At 39.8% G+C, this 22,969-nt stretch carries 2 protein-coding genes; both read right to left on the bottom strand.

Annotated features, from left to right (window positions below):
- Positions 1 to 15: 15 nt before the first annotated feature.
- A complete protein-coding gene (locus O9295_RS04185) occupies positions 16 to 10,449 on the bottom strand; it encodes a non-ribosomal peptide synthetase/type I polyketide synthase (protein ID WP_288031933.1) in 10,434 nt (3,477 codons plus the stop codon).
- A 194-nt stretch (positions 10,450 to 10,643) separates the two neighbouring features.
- A complete protein-coding gene (locus O9295_RS04180) occupies positions 10,644 to 22,349 on the bottom strand; it encodes a type I polyketide synthase (protein ID WP_288031932.1) in 11,706 nt (3,901 codons plus the stop codon).
- Positions 22,350 to 22,969 lie beyond the last annotated feature (620 nt).

Below are 22,969 nucleotides of genomic sequence, written 5' to 3'. Positions count from 1 at the left end.
TATAATTGCTGTTGACTAAAAATTAAAATCTTCTGTGAACAGATCCTGCCCCTCTTGAATAAGATTTTCTGAGGAAGCTAAGGATAAGTTGATCAAAGGTTCATGGGCAAATTTTAAAACTTGCTCTAGCCAGTTTTTGAACAAATCTATGAGCAATAAAATTCGCTCATGGATAAATATATCTGTGTTGTAGATTAGCTTGAGATAAAGTTCTTCTTCCTCAACAAAGATAAATTCTAAATCAAATTTAGCGGTCATCATTTTGGGGTCAATGGAGTTAACTGTAATTCCGTTCAATGCCAGATCTATATTTTGATTATTTTGCAGGACAATTGCCACATCAAAGAGAGCATTCCGGCTAGGATCTCGTTGTAAATTCAAATCAGATACGATCTGATCAAAGGGATAGTCTTGATTATCATAAGCCTCTAAAGTGGTGGTTTTTACTTTGCTAAGGACATCCGTAAAACTGTCGTGATCTGCTATCTGATCCCGCAGGACGAGAGTGTTAACATAAAATCCGATTTGATCTTCTAAATCAGGATGATTTCTGCCGGCGATAGCAGAGCCGATTGTAATTTCATTTTGCTCAGTATAACGGAATAGAAAACTCTTAACCAAACTAACTAAACCCATAAATAAACTGGCTTCTTGTGCTTTAATTAACTTCTCAAAAGTATCGATCAATTCGGGTTCAGGTTGCCATGTAATTGTATTTCCTTGAAAACTTTTAACAGGTGGGCGCGGATAATCAACAGGTAAGTTAAGACGCACAGGGACAGGAGTTAATTTAGCTAACCAGTAATCCCGTTGATCTTGAAGTTTCGAGGTTTCTAATTGACTTTCTTGCCAAGAAGTATAGTCTTTATAATGAATTCTGAGAGGGGGCATTAATTGGGAATTTTCTTGTCCATAGGCGTGATAATGGCTGAGGAAATCTTTAATTAAAACCCCTGCTGACCAACCATCAGAAATGATATGGTGCATATTAAACAAGACGATGTAATTCTCTTGGCTTAGTTTAAGTAAGTTAACTTTAAGTAACGGTCCGACTTCTAAATCAAAAGTCGTTTTGGCATTATGGCTGATCGCTTCTTCGATCAAGTTTTCTTGTTCTGTGCTAACATAAGCTGTCAGGTCTATTTGTTTAATGACAAAGTTCATTTGATTATGGACAACTTGACGGGGTTGATTATTGATTAAAGTAAAGGTTGTCCGCAAAATTTCATGGCGTTGAATTAACTGTTGAAAGGCATTTTCAAAAGCATCAATATTGAGATTGCCCTTGAATTGATAAGCACTGGGCATTCCGTAAGCATTATGATTTTGATCTAGAAATTCTAAAGCCCAAAGACGACGCTGACCATGAGACATCGGATAGGATTTTTGGGGGGGAATTGCCGAAATGGGTTCTTGATAATTGTATTGAGTCTGGGAGATTAAAGTCGCCAATCCAGCAATGGTTGGAACTTTAAAGAAGTCAGCCAATTTTACGGATACATTTAGTTCTTTATGAACCCGGGTTACAACCCTTGATAAGAGTAGAGAATGACCGCCAATTTCAAAGAAGTTATCAAAAATACCGATAGGATGTTTAGAGAGAATTTTTTCCCAGATACTAACGAGATTGGATTCTAAATAATTCCGGGGTGCAACATAATTAGAATTCACCAGAGATTTACCAGTTTCTCTGAGTTCTCTCAGGGAGTGCAGGTCAAGTTTCCCATGTCGAGTTAAGGGGAATTGCTTTAAAAAAATAAAGTAACTCGGAATCATATAAACTGGTAAAAATTTGGCAAGTAATTCTCGAATCTCAGCAATTTCTAGAGTTTTGTCTGTTTGACAGTAAGCAGATAATTGAGTTTGATTATTAACTTGAACGGGTAAAACAATCGCTCTTTCAATGGGAGCATAACGAGTCAATTGATATTCAATTTCTCCGGGGTCAATTCGATAACCATTGACCTTAACTTGATTATCTTTTCGTCCCATAAACTCAATGATACCGGGAGCAGTTTGCTTGCCTAAATCGCCGGTTCTAAAGAGAGTTTTTGTCTCATCAAGAAAGCTAGGTTTAAATTTTTCTTGAGTCATTTCGGGTTGGTTATGATAACCCGATGCTAGGGCGGCACCTTCTACACAAATTTCGCCGATTACATGGAGGGGAACGGGATTATTAAATTCATCAAGAACCCCTAAGCGATTGTTATGGAAAACTTGACCGAGGGGGATTTCGCTGTCTAAGTTTTCCTTGATTTCATACTGGGATACTCCCACACAAGTTTCTGTAGATCCGTAAACATTGCTAATAATTTCTGCTGGAAAACGTTTCCGCAAAGCTAAGGCAGTTTCCCGATCTAATTTTTCCCCTCCTACCGAGATATATTTTAAGCTGGAAATGGTTTCTCCTGGTTCAAGTAGCCCCAAGATTTCTCGATAGATAGATGGGGTGGTGTGTAGGGCATTAATTTGATTTTCCTGTAGGAAAGAAACCAAATGTCCTATATATTTTATTTCGTACATATATAGGGATGCACCTATGGTTAAGGGGAGAAAAATATTACGAATAGATGGATCATGAGTAACAGCAGCTGTGAAAATATAGCGCCATTCAGGATGTTTATCTAAATCAAAGGTAAGTCGTAAGCTTTGAATAACATTCAAAATTGAGATGTGACGGCCCATGACTCCTTTAGGATTACCAGTTGAACCTGAAGTGTAGAAAATATAGGAGGTTTGGCTAGAATTGCGAAATATTTTAGGCTCATCTTTGTCATATTTTTCAACAATAGGATCGATTTTATCTAAGCAAATTTTCTCCATTTTTTCAGGTAACTTAGAGATAAAATTACTCTCCGTTAGGCAAACATGACAGCCACTATCTTTTAAAATAAACTCAATGCGACTGTGAGGATATTGAGAGTCTATAGGAACGTAAGTCGCTCCAGTTTTAAAGGTAGCCAGAATCCCGATGATTAAGTGGTGATTACGCTGGAGCATGACCCCAATCACTTTTCCTACACCTAGCTGATATTCCTGCTGTAAATAATGAGTAAGACGATTGACTTTTTCATTTAATTCTTGATAGCTAAGGCTAATTTTTCCCGCAATTAAGGCGGGAGCATTAGGGGTTAATTTAACTTGAGCTACAAAGTCATCAATGATGGTGGCTTTTTCTGGGAGTTTGCGAGTTTTTCCCGTTAATTGTCTGAGTAACTTCTCTTGTTGGACTGGGGTTAATAAAGGTAACTGATAAAGGAGATGATTAGCATCGTCAATGATTCCCCTCAGCAAAATTTGAAAGCTTTCAATAAATTGTTTAATTGTCTCTTGTTTAAATAGTTCTGTATTGTAATTGCAGTAAATAATGAGGTTATCATTAAGTTCAATTAAGTTAAATCCTAGATCAAAAGGGGTGTAACTAATTGGTGACGGTGGCAAGGATACTTTTAAGTCTTTAAACTCAGGCAGAGTTAAACTAGGATCCATGTTAAAAGATACAGAAATGAGAGGAGAACGAGAAAAATCTCTAGGTAATTGTAAAGCTGCTAATAAATCCTCTAAAGTATAACTCTGATGGCGAAAAGCGTCGATCAGGGTTTGTTTAGTATGTTGTAAATGTTCAATAAAAGAGGTGGTAGCATCGACTTGTATCCGCAGGGGTAAAAATTGAGAACAAAAGCCTACTAAGTTGTCACTGCCTTCTATTTGTCGCCCAGAAATAGGAATACCAATGACTAAATCCTTATGACCAGAAATTCGACGCAAAAAAGCAGTATAAGCGGCGAACATCGTCATAAATAATGTAGCTTTATTTTTGCGTCCTACTTTCTGCAAATTTTGCCCAACTTCAGAGGGAATGACTTGACTTTCTTGTCCGCCAGTGTAGGTTTTAACGGCGGGACGGGGAAAGTCGGTGGGAAGCTCAAAGGTTGGGAGATCTTCCTGATAGGTTTTCAACCAAAAATCCCGATGCTCTAACATTTGTGGACTTTGCGTCTCTTGCGCTCGCAAAGTTAAATATTGCCGAAACTGCATCGGTGGTGTGAGAACCTCTTTAGTTGTGTTATTTTGGGATGAATAAAGTTGACCAATTTCCTGCAAAATTAATCCTAGTGACCAACCATCTGCCACAATATGATGAGTTTTTAAAGACAGCAGATAATGGTCAGGTTTTAAGCGCATTAAAATCACAGCAAATAAGGGAGCAATCGACAAGTCAAAGGGTTTTTGGGAAAACTGAGATCGTAACGCTAAGGCCGTCGCTTCGGGATTATCTTCATCCTTCAAATCAATGAAGTTTAATTTAATTTTAACTTGATTGACAACTTCCTGTAATTCTCCTTGTTCTATAATTTGGGTTCGCAAAGCTTCATGGCGATTAATAACTTGATTAATCGTTTTTTCTAAAATGTAAACATCTAAAGAACCTCGTAATTCTAGAGATGTTGTGACGTTATAGGATGCTGAAGCATTACGGTCTAATTCAGCTAATAACCAAAGCTGACGTTGAGCTTCACTGGTGGGAAAGGATTGATTTAAAGATGGTAAATGTCCCCTACCATCTTCATCTTCAGAAAGCGGCTTTTTTTCTTCTTTCTTGACTTGGGGGCGTTTAGCATTAGCAAAAAAACCGGCTTGCTGCAATTCCGTAATCGCTTCTTTGACGGCTACTATAACTTTGTCTATATCTTCATTAGTATGGCAGGTGGAGAGAAAACAAACTCGTTTTTCCCATGTGTAGATTCCTTTAAGATTTAATAGGTAATAAAAGAGGGGTAATTCGATGGGTTGTAAAAAGATACTATAAGCTCCAAAGGGTTCAAAGCGGAATAAAGACCCAAAATTAACAACCCGAATCGGAATGCCTATTTCTTGAAAGAATTGATTGACTTGGGTGGCTAATCGATGAGTTAATTGATTCACTTTTTCTTGAATCGTTGGGCTGTTTTCCCGAAGATGTAACAGCACAGCACGACAAGCAGCAAGGGCTAAAGGATGACGACAAAAAGTTCCCCCAAAAGCGGTTAACTCGGTTTGCGGATGAGAGTCATCTCCGTATTGCCAGAAACCGCCGTCAACGGTATCTAAGAAATCTGCTTTACCGCAGATCATACTAATTGGTAAACCTCCTCCAATGGCCTTACCATAAATGACTATATCAGCTTCAACATTGAACCATTCTTGCGCTCCTCCCGGAGCAATCCGAAAGCCGGTAATAATTTCATCAAAAATGAGTGTGATTCCTTTTTTATGGGTTATTTGTCGTAGTTTTTGCAGAAATTCTTGAGGCTGTAAATCGGGTTTGCGACTTTGAACTGGTTCGACTAATACGGCGGCTAAATCATCAGCATGAGTAGCAATAATATCGAGGCTTTCTTCAACTCCATAACTCAAGACTATTACGTCTTCAACCATTCCTAAAGGGGTGCCTAGACTTAAGGGTTGAGCAGTGGTTTTATCTTCTCCTACTCGTGCTAAGATGCCGTCAAAAGTTCCATGATAGGAGCCGGCAAACATAACGATTTTTTGACGTTTTGTCCGGGAGCGAGCAATGCGAACAGCCGCCATAATCGCCTCGGTTCCCGTATTACTAAAAGCGACTCTTTCGACTCGGCCCATTTCACTAATTAAAGCGGCGGTTTCGGCGGCCAGATTTGACTGCATTCCTAAGCCTATTCCTCGATTCATTTGTTCTTGAACTGCTTCAATGACAAAATCAGGACTATGCCCAAAAAAGTTAACCCCAAACCCCATAGCTAAGTCAATGTAATTATTGCCATCAATGTCCTTAAAATAAGCCCCTTGAGCGGATTCTGAAACAATCGGATATTGAAATTCTTTTAAGGCCATGCGGAAGTCAATGGTCGGTTTAACATCTACCATTGTCTTACGGCTATTTTGTGAATAGGCTTTTGATTTGGCGGTTTTCTGGTTATAAATACTCTGTAAATTTTGAATAAAGGCTTGTTGTTGTTCGGTTAAGGATTTGTTCTCAGTGAGCTTTAAGGCTAAGGGGTTTAAATTGGGAGAACTAGGTTTCTCAGGAGATTTGGGCTTCTCTTGAGAAACCGGCGGGTAAGTTTCTATTTTAGAGCTTTGGGCAGGAATGATTTGAGTCTGATTCGTTAATATTTCGGGGACTATACCTGGAAAAACGGGGGCAGCTTGAAGAACTTCTAATTGCTTGATAATGGTTTTCTCATGGAGTTCTTTTAGGTCTTTTAAAGATTGTAATTGAGCCATCATTAAGGCTTCTTTACCGGAGCTTTCACCGGAGACAGTAAGCTTAGTCCTTGCAGGAATTGAGAGGGGTTCATCTGGCACACAAGCAAGAATTAATTCTTGTCCATTGTTAATGGGAATATTGTTTTGTTTAGAGAAACTATTCGCCGTAGCAAACCCACAACTTTTTAAAACGGAACACCAATTTTCACCCCTTAATAAGGGTGTATCTGAGCGTAATTGTTGATCCTGAAAGCGCCACCATCCGGGGGTTAATCCAAAGGTTAAATTCAGCCATGAGTTATTTTCTACGGTTTCGAGGAGAACTAAGTAACCGCCGGGGCGCAGAAGTTCCCGAATATGGGTTAGAGTTTCTGTAATATTTCGGGTCGCATGAAGGACGTTAGCGGCGACAACAATATGATAATTATGGGCAGGTATCCCCTGAGAAATGGGGGACTTTTCAATGTCTAGTTGATGAAAGTTTAGGTTATATTTTTTCTGAAATTTTTGCCTAGCTTGATGCAGTAAGAAGGGAGAAACTTCGCTAAAAGAATAAGTGACATGATCGAGGTTTAAGTGGTGAAGAATTGCTTCTGAAGTGGCACCAGTTCCTCCTCCTATTTCGAGAATTTGATAGGGGCGATCACTATTAGAAAAGTTGGTTAAAATCTGGTTAATAGCTTGGGCGACTCGTTGATTCATCAATCGAGATACGGGAGAATTGCCATAGATACTTTCTGCATGAGCAACGGAACCTTCTGGGAAAATTAATGTCAAGGGGTCTATATTTCCCTTGAGAACTTCTGCTAAATTTTCGCCGCAGCGTTGCAACATTTCTAATTCAGGTTTTGCAGATGGACAAGTTTTTTCTAGCTTTTGTAGGGCTTGGGGTAAGGAAAAAGAGTCAGGCAAGTTTTTGACAGTCCAAATATTCCCTTGATTTTGAAGAATATTAGCTTGCTCTAAATCCTGCAAATAACGATTGAGCAAAATGTGATATTTGGGGGCAACAGGTAAGGTTTGTCTTAGGGTTTCTATTGTCCATTGTTCCCCTTGATTAAGTTTTTTCCCTAAGGACTCTAAAGCCTTGATGATATAGGCTGTAGCGATGGGTTGCAATTGATCAATGACTTGCAGATAATTGCTTAATTCTGTCTCGTCATCGATAACTTTAGCCGTTATTTCTGAAGCATTTTCTAAGGGTTTTTCTTTGACAAATTGGCAGAGGTATTCGGCGATATCAACAAGAGTTTGTAAATCGGTAAAGAGTTGATCTATTTTCACTTTGACTTGAAATTTTTCTTCAATTTTGCGAGAAAAGTCAGTCAAGATAATTGAGTCTGCTCCTAAGTTTAGTAATGTCTCATCCTCCGGCAGTTCGTTCTCATCTTCTTTCAGAAGTAAAGCCAAAATTGATTTTAATTGATTACGGATTTCCTGTTGATGTTTTTGCATATTGAAAACTGTGGTTTCGGTATCGGTAAGGTTAGAGGTTTGTGCGTCTAGGAATATTTTGTCAATGCTCTGATTTTCTGTTCGAGGATTAGGCTGAAATTGGAAAGGTTTCCTTTGAAAGGGATAGTTCGGCAATCTGACTTTTTTATAGCCATAATTTCGATTGAATTGTTCTGGATTGAAAGGCAGGCCATTGAGGTAGAGTTGTGCCAAGGCTGAAAGAATTGTCTGCCAGTTATCTAAGCCACGATTGAGAGAACTTAACCAGATGACCTCATCTTTATAACGACGACCTTGTTCTGCCAGTATTGGTCTTGGTCCCACTTCTAAAAATAGGTTATATCCCTTGTTGAAAGCGGTTATTAAACTCGACAAAAATCTTACTGGTTCTCGGCATTGTTTGCTCCAGTAAGCGGCATCTGGTGCATTTTCTAAAAGCTCTCCATCAAGTCCTGAAAGTAGCAGAATTTGGGGGCGTTGATAAGAAATTTGACGAGCCTCTTTTTCAAATTCTTTTAAAATTGGCTCCATTAAAGGGGAATGAAAAGCCTGAGTAACGGGGAGATATTGAGCGGGAATTTTTTGCTTTTTGCAGGTGCTAATAACTTCCTCAATGCTGGCACTTTCTCCAGCAATAACAATCTGTTGAGGGTGATTAATGGCAGCTATTGAAACTGTTTGAGTATAATTTTTAATTAGGGAAATTACTGTCTCTTCATCAGCAAAAATTGAAGCCATTTTCCCAGAGGTCGTGGTTTGCATTAATTGCCCCCGTTTGACAACTAAGGCGAGTCCAGCTTCTAAGCTAAATACTCCTGCGATACAAGCTGCTACATATTCTCCCACACTATGGCCAATCAGTAAACTGGGGGTAATTCCCCAAGATTTCCATAGCATTGTTAGGGAATATTCTAGGGCGAATATAGCCGGTTGAGCGTAAGCGGTTTGATTGAGTAAATCGGTCTGTTCACCAAATAATATTTCAGTTAAAGGATGGTCTAAATACTTCGCTAATATTTCGGCACATTGATCAATATATTGACGAAATGTCGGCTGAGTTTGATAGAGTTGATGTCCCATGCCAGGATAACAAGCCCCTTGCCCTGTAAAAAGAAAAACAATTTTAGGGGATTTTTCCGATGTAAAACGTTGATAAAAAGTCAAATCATCAAGCGGGGTTTCTTCAGCAAAAGCGGCTAATCTTTGTTGTAATTCTGGACAAGTATCACCAACAATGGCTAAACGTTCAGGTAAATCTATCCTTCCGACAGCTGCACTATAACAAATATCTCCAATTTCAGGATGAGATTCTAGGAGGGTATGAAAACGTTTAGCTAATTCTTTTAAAGCGGTTTTGTTGTGGGCTGAAAGAGTTAAGAGATGACTAGGAATTTGTTGTTGAATTTCTGAGATTTTGCTGACGGGTGCTTGTTGAACAATGACATGGGCATTTGTGCCGGAAAACCCGAAAGAACTTACCCCAGCTACAGGGACTTTATTGTTATTCGGCCAAGGTATATTTTGAGTAGGAATTTTAATAGGATGGTCTTGCCAATTAATCAGAGGATTAGGGCTTTGGAAATGAAGATGGGGCGGGATTTCACCCTGTTGAAGAATCAGAATTGTTTTAATCATTCCAGCCATGCCAGCAGCGGCTTCAAGATGGCCGATATTGGTTTTCACTGAGGCGACATAAAGAGGGTCAGAGCGCTTTCCATAAACTGAGGCAATGGCATTCAATTCGATGGGATCTCCTAAAGAAGTGCCTGTGCCATGAGCTTCTATGTAGCTGACATCTTCAGGGACTATTCTGGCATCAGCTAGAGCTTGACGGAGCAATTCTTGCTGAGCGGGTCCACTGGGTACGGTTAAACCGGCAGCAGCACCATTATGATTCACCGCCGAACCTCGCAACAGGGCAAGAATTTGATCCCCGTTTTTCTGGGCTTCTGATAAAGTTTTTAAAATCAAAACCCCACAGCCTTCCCCTCGCACATATCCGTTAGCAGAGGCATCGAAGGTTTTGCAACGCCCATCGGGGGACATCATTCCCGACTGAGAAAGACTAATCGTAATTGCGGGTTCTAAAATGAGGTTTACCCCACCCACTAAAGCGAGTTCACATTCACGATTTCTCAGGCTACGAATCCCCTGATGGACGGCTACTAATGAGGATGCACAGGCTGCATCAATGGAGAGACAAGGACCGTGAAGATTGAGAAAATAAGATAGCCTTCCAGCGGCTGCGCTTAGAGCATTGCCAGTGCCAAAAAAAGAGTCAATTTGATCATAGTTTGTGCCGTAAACCTTCAGAGCATGATCAATGCTAGTAATCCCCACAAATACCCCTACCTTATTATCGGCTAAATTTTTCAGAGGTAAATTGGCATTTTCTAACGCTTCCCAAGCAACTTCTAAGAGTAACCTTTGTTGAGGATCCATGGAGGCTGCTTCTCTTGCTGAGATCGAAAAGAAACGGGCATCAAATTCTGTGATATTCTCTTGAAGAAATCCCCCATAAGCGGTGTTCATTTTTCCTAAAGTTGGTTCTTGAGAATACAGTTTTGAGATATCCCAACGGCTTTTAGGAACTTCTACTATAGCATCAAGTCCGGCTTGACAAAAACTCCAATACTTTTCTGGGGAATTAATACCTCCAGGAAAACGACAAGCCATTCCGACCACCGCAATGGATTCACTTTGTCTCGTCTCTAATTCATGGATACGAGCTTGCATTACCTCCATTTTGCTTAAGGTCGTTGCCATTAATTTTTTGTAATCTATACTCTCAACCATGCCCCATTCTCGATAATTTCTAAGTTTATACGCCGTTAAACATAAATTAGGATGCTACTATCAGTGAATATAAACAAAAGTTTAACCCCACAGAGTTAAGCTTACTCATGTTCACCTACTTAGCCTACCACATCTTATGGCTTTTGAAACATTATTTTTAAAATTTAACCTCCATATTGATCAAGCTCCGTTAATTTTTGATTAAGTAATCTTGCCAGTTCGTCTTCACTGAGGCTGTCATAGGGATTATGATTGTCAGGAATTGGATTTATTTTAATCTCAAAATCGAGATGATTGGCTAGAATTTGTTCCCTTAAGTAGGTACTTAAGCTGAGAAGATTAGGATAATCGAAAATGATCGAAGATGGCAATTTACAACCTAAATCTGTTTCTAAGCGATTTTTAAATTCTATGACCATTAGAGAGTTTAAACCTAAGTCTAAGAATGATGTTTGTTGAGGAATAACTTTGTTCCCATTTAACCCTGTCACTTCTCTTAATATTTTCTCCAGTCCTTCTACTAAAGCGTTTATTCGTTCGTCTATAGAGACAGATTTTAATCGTTCTAATAGTTTTGCTGGACTTGTTTGTTTTTGATTTTTTAGGGTTAATACCTCGCTAAAGAAGGGTTGATTAATATTGAAAGTTTGATTAAAAATCGACCAATTAATATCGAGAACTATCCCTGGGGTAATATCATCTAAAATTATCTGGTTGAGATATTGAAACGCTTGCTCAGAAGGCATCATCTGCAAACCCCAATTAGCGAAACGTTGTTGATCAATTTGGTTGCTCGTCTCCCAAGCTCCCCAATTAATACTAATACCAGGTAATCCTAAACTTTGCCGTTGCTGCATTAGAGCATCCATGAAAGCATTAGCCGCCGCATAATTACTTTGACCCGGTGAACCAAGGATGACAGCCGCAGAAGAAAAGCTTACGAAAAAGTCTAAAGATAGAGAGCGAGTATAACGATCTAATAATAAAGTTCCTGCTACTTTTGGACTCATTACCTTTTGATATTTTTGCCAACTTTGATTACTGATAAGCCCATCTTCTAAGACCGCTGCTGCATGAATTATTCCTCGTAAGACGGGCAAGTCTGCCCCAAAACGAGAGAATAAATTTTTCATATCTGTGGGGGAAGTAATATCAGCTTCAATCAAGGTTACTTTTGTTCCTTTCTCTACTAATGGGGCGATCAATTCTGTTGAAGATTTAACATGGCGACTACACAAAACTAGGTGACTTGCTCCCATTTCTGATAACCATTGAGCCACTAATCCGCCGAGTTTTCCTCCCCCTCCCGTGATTAAATAAGCCCCTGACTGATTAATAAACTGTCGTTTTTCTGAGATAGGAAGAGATGCAGAAACTAACCTGGCTGCGTAGCGGTTTCCTTGACGTAAAGCCAAACGGAATTCATGGGGGAAACACTTTAATTCATTGAATAAAAGTGCAGCTTCATTAGCTTCTTTATGTATTGGTAAATCTAAACAAACACAACCCATTTTAGGATACTCTTGATTAATGACTGCTCCTAATCCCCATAAATGGGACTGTTGAGGAGATAAAGCCGTATCATTGCTAATCTTATTAGCCCCGCGAGTAATCAGCCATAAATGGGGTAATTTCTCCCAGTTATTAGTGAGGGTTTGCACTAAATTTAAGACGGCATGAGAACTCTGATATACTGTATCTAGAACTTCTTCAGCTTCTGAAGATTCCCAACAAAAAACAACACCAGTCGGAAATTCTCCAGATGGATAAGCTTCTTGATAGAGACGCTGAAAATCAGATTTCTGAGCCGGATTGATCACAAAAGAATCTTGAGAATAACATTGATAATTCTGCCCCATTTCTACAGTAATTACTTTTTCTCCTGCCTTTTTGTATAAATTAATTAGGGAATTTAAGTCTGTTTCTGGACGAACCAAGACTAACCAAGAATTTTGAGGATCGACGGCAACAGTTGGCATTGAAGAAAGTTTTTTCCATTCCACTTTATAAAAGCAATTATTTGACTTTTCTTGCCATAAACTCTGTAAAATAGCTGGATTTATGCGCCGTGCTGTTAAGTCAGTAAAGCGAGCGCAAAGCTGTCCTTGTTCATCATAAATATTAACATTTACTCTCATTTCACCATTAGTATCTGAGATGACCTGAACTTCCGTCCAAACTTGCGAAGTTGGATTTAGGAATATTTCCAAGGAAGAGAATCCATAAGGTAGATGCAATTCTTGACCATGAATTTCGGGGAAAGCTGCCCCAATACTCTGTAAGCAAGCATCCAAAAGAACTGGATGAAAATAATAACGCCGATCCGCTAAACTAGGGTTAATACTAATTTTAGCTTGAGAGCCTTTTTTGAAAGAATATAACTCTTGAATCGCTTGGAACTGCTCTCCATACCTGATACCCATCTGCTGATAAAGCTCATAGAATTCACGAATAGAAATCGATTCTTTAGAGTTTTCCCTTTCTAATTTAGTTTGGTTTAATTCTGAGGCAGCCAAGCTTTGTATATCCTTAGGTTTGACTTCACCTGTAACATGAAGAACCCATTGTTCTTGTGCAGAATCACTGCTAAATATCTCAAAAGTATAAATCAGTTGAGATGATTTTTTAGGTTTAAAAATTATTTGGATTATTGAGGGAGTTGGAGATAAGATTAATCCCTGATGGATAGAGACATTTTCAAGGGTGACAAAATGCCCATTAAATATTTTCTGACTTGCGGCTAAAATGGCTTCAATAAAACCGGTAGCTGGAAATACAATGTTTTCAAATACCTTATGTTCTTCTAAATAACTAGGGTTAAGAGAACTCACCTCACCTTCAAAGATCATGTCTCCCGTTGCTAACTTTTTAAAATCTCTAATGAAAGGATGTAACTGAGTCTTGATTGACCCTAGAGAAAATTCCGAATTAGATAGCCAATACCGTTCTCTTTGAAAGGGATAAGTCGGTAAACTAATTCGCTTACCTTGTTTAAATACTTTAGTCCACTCTACAGAATAACCATTAACAAAAAGTGTCGCTAAACTTCTATACATTTGTGCCTGTTCATCCTGCCCGGGTACAATACTAGGCAACCATAATAGATCCTGGTTGGCAGCAATAAGGCGAGCCATACTCAGTAATACAGGCTTAGAACCGACTTCTAGAAAACAACGATAACCCTGATCAATTAAAGACTGAAATCCTTGACTAAACTGTACAGTATTACGCAGATGAGCTACCCAATAATCAGGAGTTGTAATTTCTGAACCTACAGCTTTCCCCGTCAGATTACTAATAATCGTTAAGCTAGGTTCATGAAAAGAAATTGTTTTTAAGACCTGGGAAAAATCATCAAGAATGGGCTGCATTAAAGGCGAATGAAAAGCATGAGATACCGCTAAACGTTTAGTTTTATGCCCTTGATCAATAAAGTCTTTTTCGAGTTGCTCAACAATCTCTTTAAATCCAGAAATGACGGTAATTGAGCCATTGGCTGAAGCAATATTAACTTGATTTTCATACGAAGTTAGAGCGTTTGCTACCGTCTCATAATCAGCATAAATAGCGGACATACTGCCATTGTGGGGCAATTTTCCCATTAATTTACCCCGTTGAGTCACTAATTTTAAGGCATCTTCTAAAGAAAAGACTCCTGCCCAACAAGCCGCCACATATTCCCCAATACTATGTCCTAAAAGGGCTGAAGGTTGTATTCCCCAAGATTGCCATAATTTGGCGAGTGCATATTCAAGGGAAAAAATCACCGGCTGAGTGATTTGGGTTTCCTCTAATAACTCACTATTTTGCTCTTGAAAGATTAAATCTAAGAGAGATTTTTCTAAAAGGGGTTCTAAAATTTGATCACAAAGATCTAATGTTTCCTTGAAAACAACTTCTCGGTTATAAAGGGTTTCTCCCATGCCGGAATATTGAGAGCCTTGTCCAGAAAAGAGGAAAGCTATCTTTTGTGGAGTCTCTGATAAAATCGGTCGGATTAATGAGTCAGAATTTTCACCATCTTGGTAATCAATTAATGCTCGTTGTGCCGTGGTTATTGAGTCTGCTAAAATACAGATTCGTTGCGGAAAAATCCCCCGCCCTGTACTGGCGGTAAAACAAACATCAGCTAAATTGATAGACTCAGTCAAAATATCTTGATAATTTCTCGCTAACTCTTGCAGCGATTTTTCAGAACGAGCCGAAAGGGGTAATAGATAAAAATTATTCTCCGAAGGTTGAGGTAAATCAGCGTCAATTTCCCCAACAATGATATGAGCATTCGTTCCACTAAATCCAAAGGAACTTACTCCAGCAATCCTTGGACGTTCGCTGATATCCCAAGGTTTTCCTTGTACAGGAACTTCAAAAATATGAGAACTCCAATCAAAGCGGGGATTAGGATTTTTAAAGTGAAGATGAGGAGGTATTTTATGGTGTTGTAACGCTAGAACGGTTTTAATTAATCCGGCAATTCCAGCAGCACCTTCTAAATGGCCTAAATTCGTTTTTACTGAACCAATAATTAAAGGCCGATTAGGGGAGCGTTGACCAAAAACGGCGGACATACTTTCTAATTCAATGGGATCACCAAGGGCTGTTCCAGTGCCGTGAGCTTCAATATAATCGATTTGTTCAGGCTTGAGATTAGCACGTTTAAGGGCTTGATGTAATAATTTTTCTTGAGCTTGACCATTAGGAACAGTTAGCCCACTACTTGGACCATCATGATTGACGGCTGTGCCATAAATTTTCGCCAAAATTTGGTCTCCATTCTTAAGTGCTTGGCTCAATCTTTTCAGAACAACTATTCCACAGCCTTCTCCTCGCACCATGCCATTTGCGCTCTCATCAAAGGTTTTGCAATGTCCATCAGGGGCAAGCATATGGGCGCGACTTTCGATTAAAGAAATAATGGGAGTTAAAATCATATTAACCCCTCCAGCCAAAGCCAGATCGCACTCACCATTAAGTAAGGCATTATAAGCTAAATGAATCGCTACTAATGAGGAGGAACAAGCGGTGTCAATAGTCATTGATGGACCCTGTAAACCAAGGACATAAGAAAGACGACCCGCCGCCATACTAACAGAAGTTCCTGAACCAGTATAAGCATTAATGGCTTGAGGAGAATAACTTAATTGGGCATAATCTTGAGTCATGCAACCGATAAAAACTCCCGTCTGACTGTTGCGTAATTTTTGGGGATTTTGTCCAGCAGATTCTAAAGCTTGCCAGGTGGTTTCCAAGAGTAAACGCTGCTGAGGATCCATAGCGACAGATTCTCTAGGAATAATGCCAAAAAATTCTCCATCAAATTCCTCAATTTGTTCTAGAAATGCACCGTAAGGAGCGTATATTTTGCCGGGGACATCGGGATTAGGATCATACCATGTTTCCTGATCCCAGCGCTCTTGAGGAATTTCTGTTATAGCATCTTTTCCCTGTTCTAAAAGTTCCCAGAAAGATTGTAAATTCTTAGCACCGCCGGGGAATCGACAAGCCATGCCGACAATAACAATAGGATCATCATCGAGTTGTGATTTTTCTGGCTGTTTTTGAGAAATTTCTGCTTTTATTTGAGGGGTAAATACTGGTTGACAATTATCTAGAACTTCTCGCTGTAAATAATTAACTAAGGCTTCAACGTTCGGAAAACGAAAAGTAATTGTCGAAGGGAGAGAACAATTAAAGTCAGTTTGTAACAGATTTCGTAACTCTGTAGAAGTGAGAGAGTCCATCCCCAAATCAAAAAAGCCTTGTTGAGGGGAAAAAGTTTCATCATTTGAGCGTCCTAAGACAGTAGAAACACGCATAATGATATGATTAGTTAGCCAATTAGGACGCTCTTTTAAGGTTAAATTTTGCCATTGTTTTAAAAACTCAGATGAGGGGGCTGCTTGGGGGTTTCCTTGAGGCAGAAAGTTTTTATAAAAGCTTTGATGAATATAAGGAAATTGTTGCCAGTCAATCTTAATTACACCAGCGCGAATAATCTGATTTAGGAGAATTTTTTCGAGAGCATTAAGGGCTAAATCGGGTTTCATAGCCCCATATCCTTTAGCGGCTAATCTCTCCAAAACATTGCGATCTACTGCTGCACCTATTTCGCTCCAAGGACCCCAATTTATGACCGTTCCGGGTAAATGATGCGCCTGACGATAATAGATAAAAGCGTCTTCAAAGGCATTAGCTGCCGCGGCATTGGCTTGTCCAGCTGAGCCAATTAAAGATACAGCAGAAGTATAACAGACAAAGAATTCTAATGGGTCATTTAGGGTGAGTTGATGAAGCAACCAAGTTCCTTTAACTTTGGGAGCTAAAACATAATTAAAGCGCTCTGGTGTTAGTCTTAATAAGGTGGTATCGTCTAAGGTTCCAGCAATGTGAAAAACGCCCCGTACAGGATATTTAGAACGGCATTCTTCTAAGACAGTGTGCAGTTTTTCAGCATCGGTAATATCAAGTTTTTTGAGGGTAATTTCTGCCCCACTAGAGGAGAGATTGGCTAATATTTCAGGGCTAACTCCTTCTGCCCCTCGACGACTACACAAAACTAAATTCCGCGCCCCTTTTTCAATCATCCATCGGGTTGTTGCTAATCCTAACCCCCCTGTGCCTCCTGTGATTAAATAATAGCCATCAGGACTAAAATTGATATTTCCCTCTTCAAGTTTTCTCTGCACTAAACGGGGATAAAAACGCTGTTCCCCCCGCAAAGCAACCCGGTTTTCTTGGGGATTACTGTAGATTTCTTGCAGCAGTTTGTCGGCTGAGTTTACTTCATCTGGATCTAGGTCAATCGCCTTAAAATTAAGTTCAGGATGTTCTAAGACTAGGCTGAAGGCTATTCCTAATAAGGATGCTTGAGAGGGAGAGGTCAGGGTTTTAATGGCTTTTGCTGGTACTGCTCCTTGAGTCACTAAAATCAGAGCCGGCGGATTTTCTTGCTGCAATAACGCTTGTAAGAAAAAGAGAAATCTTTGACAATGAATCTCGACTTGTTGATCCATTTCTCCAGGGATTTTTTCTAAGCCCCAGAAGTACAGTATTTGACGAGTTTCTGAAGTTATCGAGTTTCTCAATATTGATAGGTAATCTTCAGCCATCTCCGGGTTAATATCTTGGGAAAAGACGCAGGAACAACTTATTCCTCTCTGTTGGAATAGAGGGATTAAACCGTTAGCAATTCCTTGACTATCTGCCCAGATTATTTGATGATAGTAAGATTTTGCCGGAAGAGAAGGTAATTGCTCACTGCTGCGACTAATGATGACACTTTGTTTTAATAAATTTCGGGTTTTTGCTTGGCTTGGTTCGATAATATTAATGTCTTCAAATTGATTCTCAATCAGTAAATTTTGCCAATCTTTTGTGCTGATTAACGGATAACCATTCCGCCGCAGATCTTGACTACATAACCACCATCCTTCTGTCAAGCCAAAGGTTAAATCTACCCAACGTCTTGCCCCTGTACTTTCTAAGAGGATTAGTAGTCCCTTAGGAGCGATGAGAGAGCGCACATTTTCCAGGGTTTTTTGAAGGTTGGCTGTGGCATGAAGAACATTAGCGGCGATGATTATGTCAAAACTGCCGGGGAGAAAATCTTGAGTAAAGGGATTTTTTTCAATGTCTAAAGTTTGATATTTAATAAAGGGATAGTTTCTAAAATTTTCCTTGGCTCTTGTTAAGAAACTAGAGGAAATATCGGTGAATACATATTCGATATGTTCTGTGGGTAAGTGAGGTAAAATGCCAGCAGTAACGGCTCCTGTTCCTCCTCCAATTTCGAGAATTCTTAGGGTATAATGGGGGGGTAAATTCTCAATAGCACGGCTGATTGTGGTGGCGACTAACTGATTCATCAATTTAGCTCCGGCGGCTTCCGAATAAATTGATGCGATCACTTCTAAATCCCCTTGAGGAAAGAGTAATTCTAATGGCTCAACTTGACGACTCATGACTGCTGCCAAAGCAGAGCCACAACGCTCCATGAGACTAATTTCTGCTGGATAATCGGCAAATTCTTGGCGGAGAATTTTAATTTGCGATGGCGATGAAGGTGCTTCTAATTCTTTGACGAATAACCAGCCATCTTTTGTCTGATTAACGATTTTTTCTTCAGCTAAAATGCTTAAACATCGAGATAATAAAGGTCGGTAAAAATCGACAATTTGACCTTGATTTGCTATCTGTGCTTCGGAATAAGTTTGACCTGATTTTGGCTGTCCATTAAGTTTTGTTAAGGCTTCCCAAATATAGGTTACGCTTAACTTTTCTAAGGCCTCCATTAAGCGCTCATATTGCCCCAATTTTTCCCCTAGTTGTTGTTCTAACTGTGCGGGGTGAATTTGATTTTTAATCACCTGGGGAGCTACTAAAGTGTCTCTGCCATTCCCTAATAATTCCTCGGAAGGTATCCATTCTTCTAGATAGATTTGAGGGGGGATTTCTTGGGGGATAATCTCTTGAGATTGAACGGCTTTTAGTTCTAAGTTGGTGAGGGATGCTAAGGGTTGACCTTGGGGGGAATAGATATCAATATCAGCGATAATAATGTTAGGGTTAGGGGAGGAGTTTTTCAGTCGAACCGCGCTGATTACCTGCTCATCAGGAGGGTGGAAAAATGCCAATTGCCCAAGGCGAACAGGAACATAAGTTACTGAGGATTCTTCTTGAAATAAAATGGCAGCAATCCCTTGAAAACAAGCGTCTAACATAGCGGGATGGAAATGATATTTTTCCCGCTCTAACCTATCGGTTAATTTGATTTGAGCAAAAGCTGTATTTTCTCCGCGCTTCAGTTGATGAATGAGCCGAAAGTTACTCCCGTAATTTATCCCTGATTTTTGATAAGTTTCATAAAAGGAGTTGATATCGACTTCTTCGGAACAATTTTTGGCGATTTCTTCTAGATGACAATGGGTTAAATTAGTTGATTTCAATTCCTCAATTTTTCCAGTAACTAATATTTCCCAATTTGGCTCAAGTTCATGGTAAATTTTAAAGCTTTTTTGCTCAATGATTAACTGTAATGTGTCTTCCGTATCTTTTAAAATTAATGCCTTCTTAAATTCAACATTTTCTAAAATAACTCTTTGATTCTCCCCGGCAGCTAAAGCCATTTCTATCAAGGCAGATGCTGGCAATATGGCCTGATCAAAAACCTGATGTTCTCCTAAAAATGCAGGTTTATGTTGACTAATGCTCCCTCGATATTGAAGGAGAGCTAAGGGAGAAGGAAAATGATCGCCTAGTAAGGGATGTCCAGAGTAATAATTAGGGTTTTTATAGCTAGAAGACTCTGATTTATTGCCAGAATTTATCCAGTAGCGTTTGCGGATAAAAGGCGAATTAGGTAAACTAATTTTTTGCCCCGGATGTGAGCGATGAAAGGCTTCCCAGTTAATATTAAATCCTCGTACATAGAGTTGACCTAGCACCCTTTGCTCATGCTGATCACTGTGACAATCTTCCCCTAAACTAGATAACCATAGAATTGAATTTACCCCTAACTTTTGACGACCTATATTAATGAGATTGGCACTGATTCCCATTTCTAGGAATATTTGATATCCCATTTGATGCAAAGTAGAAATTCCCTGGGCGATTTCGTCGGATTTTTGCCTAATCCTTTCCCCTCTATTCACGGAATTTTTGAGAGATTTTTTCACCACTTCACCCTGATAAATTAGGGTAATATCGGGAGAGTTAGAATCGACTTCTGGGGTGCTTTTGAGCAAGGATAAAAGGTCTTCTGAGTTGGGGTTTTGTGGGCTAATTTGAGCGCGTTTCGCCACCAGCTTGACGGTATCTTCAAGGGAAAAAACGCCCGCTTGTTGAGCGGCGAGATATTCCCCTAATCCAGAACCTAAAATCGCAGAAGGAGAAATTCCCCACGATTTCCAGAGTTCACAAAGAGCATATTGATAGGCAAATAATACCGGTTGTACAGACAAAGAAATCTGAGGCTCTAAGGCTTTTTTAGATGACAATAATTCCTGAAGAGAAAATTCTAAATATTTTTTAAACAGATGCTCGCACTGCCTAAAAGCCTCATGAAATACTGGCTCATTATTGAGCAGGGTTTCAATGATTTCTGGACTAATTTCTTGCTCGTCATGGCAGAGAAAAGCAATTTTAGGATGGCTTTGCGCTTCTCCATAAATGATGTCGAAGCTATTATTTTGAATATTTCGAAATTGCTTTTCATCCCCATCGCTCTTGAGAAAAGCCTGAATGCCTTGGCGCAGATTCTCTTGATTAGAAACTAAAAGAGCGAGACGATGTTTATGGGGAAAACGACCAGTATTTAAAGATAGAGCAATGTCCTTGACGTTGAGAACTGTTTTCTGCTCAAGCTCATCCACAAATTGATTCGTAAAAAGACGTAAACGTTCGGGTTCTTTAGCCGAAAAAGTAACGAGAATGGGGGATATTTTGGGGTTTTGGGGTTGCGGTTGAGGCGGTTCGCTTAAAATAACATGAGCGTTGGTTCCCGATGCTCCAAAAGAACTGACTCCAGCCGCTTTGAGCTTGCCATTATTAACATTCCAAGGACAATTTTGCGTGACGATACTAATCGGTAAGGCATCCCAATTAATATGAGGATTGGGTTTTTTGAGATTTAGATGAGCCGGAATTTCACGGTAGTGTAGCGATAATGCGGTTTTAATTAATCCTGAAATTCCAGCCGCCGCCGCCAGATGACCTAAATTAGTTTTGAGAGAACCGACTAATAACGGGTTAGATTTCCGACGATTGACGCATAATGCCTCGGCTATGGCTTTAATTTCGATGGGATCTCCCAAAGATGTTCCTGTACCGTGAGCTTCAACATAATCGATCGCCTCGGCATCTAAACGAGCGTCAGCCAGAGCTTCTCTGATTAATTCTCTCTGCACAGGCCCATTAGGAACGGTAAAGCCGCCACTAGCTCCATCGTTGTTGACTGCGGTCCCTCGAATCACTGCCCAAATGTGATCACCATCTTGAAGAGCGTCACTGAGTCTTTTTAAGACGATGACTCCGCAACCTTCGCCGATTCCAAACCCATCGGCACTTTCGTCAAAGGTTTTGCATTGGCCATCTGCGGCTAACATCTGATTGCGGCACAAGGCGATGACGACTTCTGGAGTTAAAACTAAGTTCACTCCTCCGACTAAAGCTTGTCTGCATTCTTGGGAACGTAAGGAACGGCAAGCGAGATGAACAGCGACTAAGGAGGAAGAGCAAGCGGTATCTACTGCCAAACTCGGACCATTAAGATTTAAAAGGTAAGAAATACGCCCAGCTGCCGCATTAGTATGATTGCCCGAAATATGATAGGCTCCGATGGCATTATAGTCCTCATTTGAGGTAAGAATACGGGCATAGTCATTGTTAGTAATCCCGATAAAAACCCCTGTTTTTCCCCTTCTAGCCGTCGTTGTTGCCATTCCTGCATTTTCCAAAGCTTCATAGGCTACCTCTAAAAGCAACCTTTGCTGAGGATCCATAGCGACGGCTTCCTTGGGAGCAATTCCGAAAAAATGGGCATCAAACTGGGAGACATCATCGAGAAACCCCCCCTGAGAAACATAGATTTTACCCACTTTATTCCGATCTGAATCATAAAAATCCTGCTGGTTCCAGCGCTCCTTAGGTATTTCTCTGAGGTTATTTTTACCCGCTTTGAGGAAAGACCAGAAGGATTCAGGTGTCGCAATATTATGACCGAAACGACAACCTAAACCGACGATAGCTAAGGGTTCGCTTTGTTGAGACTCGAAAGCTTTTAATTTTTCTTTAGCTTCACTAAGAGCTTTAAAAACTCTAGCTTGGATTGATTGGTCGTTTTCGGATAAGTTCTTTTTATCTTGAAAGTCCATAGTGTTAGAATCGACTTGGAAAAGAATAATTATTGCGACTGACGGGGTGACAAGCAGATGGAAAGTGAAACAGGGTGTAGAGTGTCGGGTGTAGGGAAAAAGCTTTAGACTTTCGCCGAAAGATAACGAGGGAATTTGGTTTTTACCTGGTAAGTCGATTAATTTGATGGCTTACAGTATGGCTTACAGTGAGGAAATTTTTCCCCCACCTCACTTAAATTTCCACCTCGTTGTCACCCCTTCAGCTATTACGACCAGACAGCTAATCGTACCTGATCAAGGTAGTAATTGTCAATAGACATCTGCAATAAACGTTTATGGGGTGTGGCATCCTCAGATCTGATAGTCTTGCGCTAATCTATCTTTAAATGTCACACTTTCCGCACTTCTTAATATTCAATTAATAATTTTTACTAATTTATTGCTCCCACAGTAGTTTCTACAATGAAGATTTTTCGTCAAAACAGCTTGGGGAATGTAAAAATATGTAAAAGTATATTATGAAGATGTGCGGAATGTCGGTTAATATGCTATGATGTCGAGGCTCAGAACAATTTTGAACAAGCGACAGAAACCTCGACCTTAGCCCTAGGCGGGTTTCCTGTAGTTCGTATAGCAAT

Source organism: Microcystis sp. LE18-22.4A (genome assembly GCF_027531105.1).
Taxonomy (GTDB): Bacteria; Cyanobacteriota; Cyanobacteriia; order Cyanobacteriales; family Microcystaceae; genus Microcystis; species Microcystis aeruginosa.
The sequence above is the reverse complement of the archived record's forward strand: the minus strand, read 5'-3'. Positions and strand labels throughout refer to the sequence as shown.

Excerpts from the sequence above, each read along its gene's own strand:
- O9295_RS04180 (WP_288031932.1), bottom strand. The coding sequence starts at position 22,349 with ATGGACTTTCAAGATAAAAAGAACTTATCCGAAAACGACCAATCAATC.
- O9295_RS04185 (WP_288031933.1), bottom strand. The coding sequence starts at position 10,449 with ATGGCAACGACCTTAAGCAAAATGGAGGTAATGCAAGCTCGTATCCAT.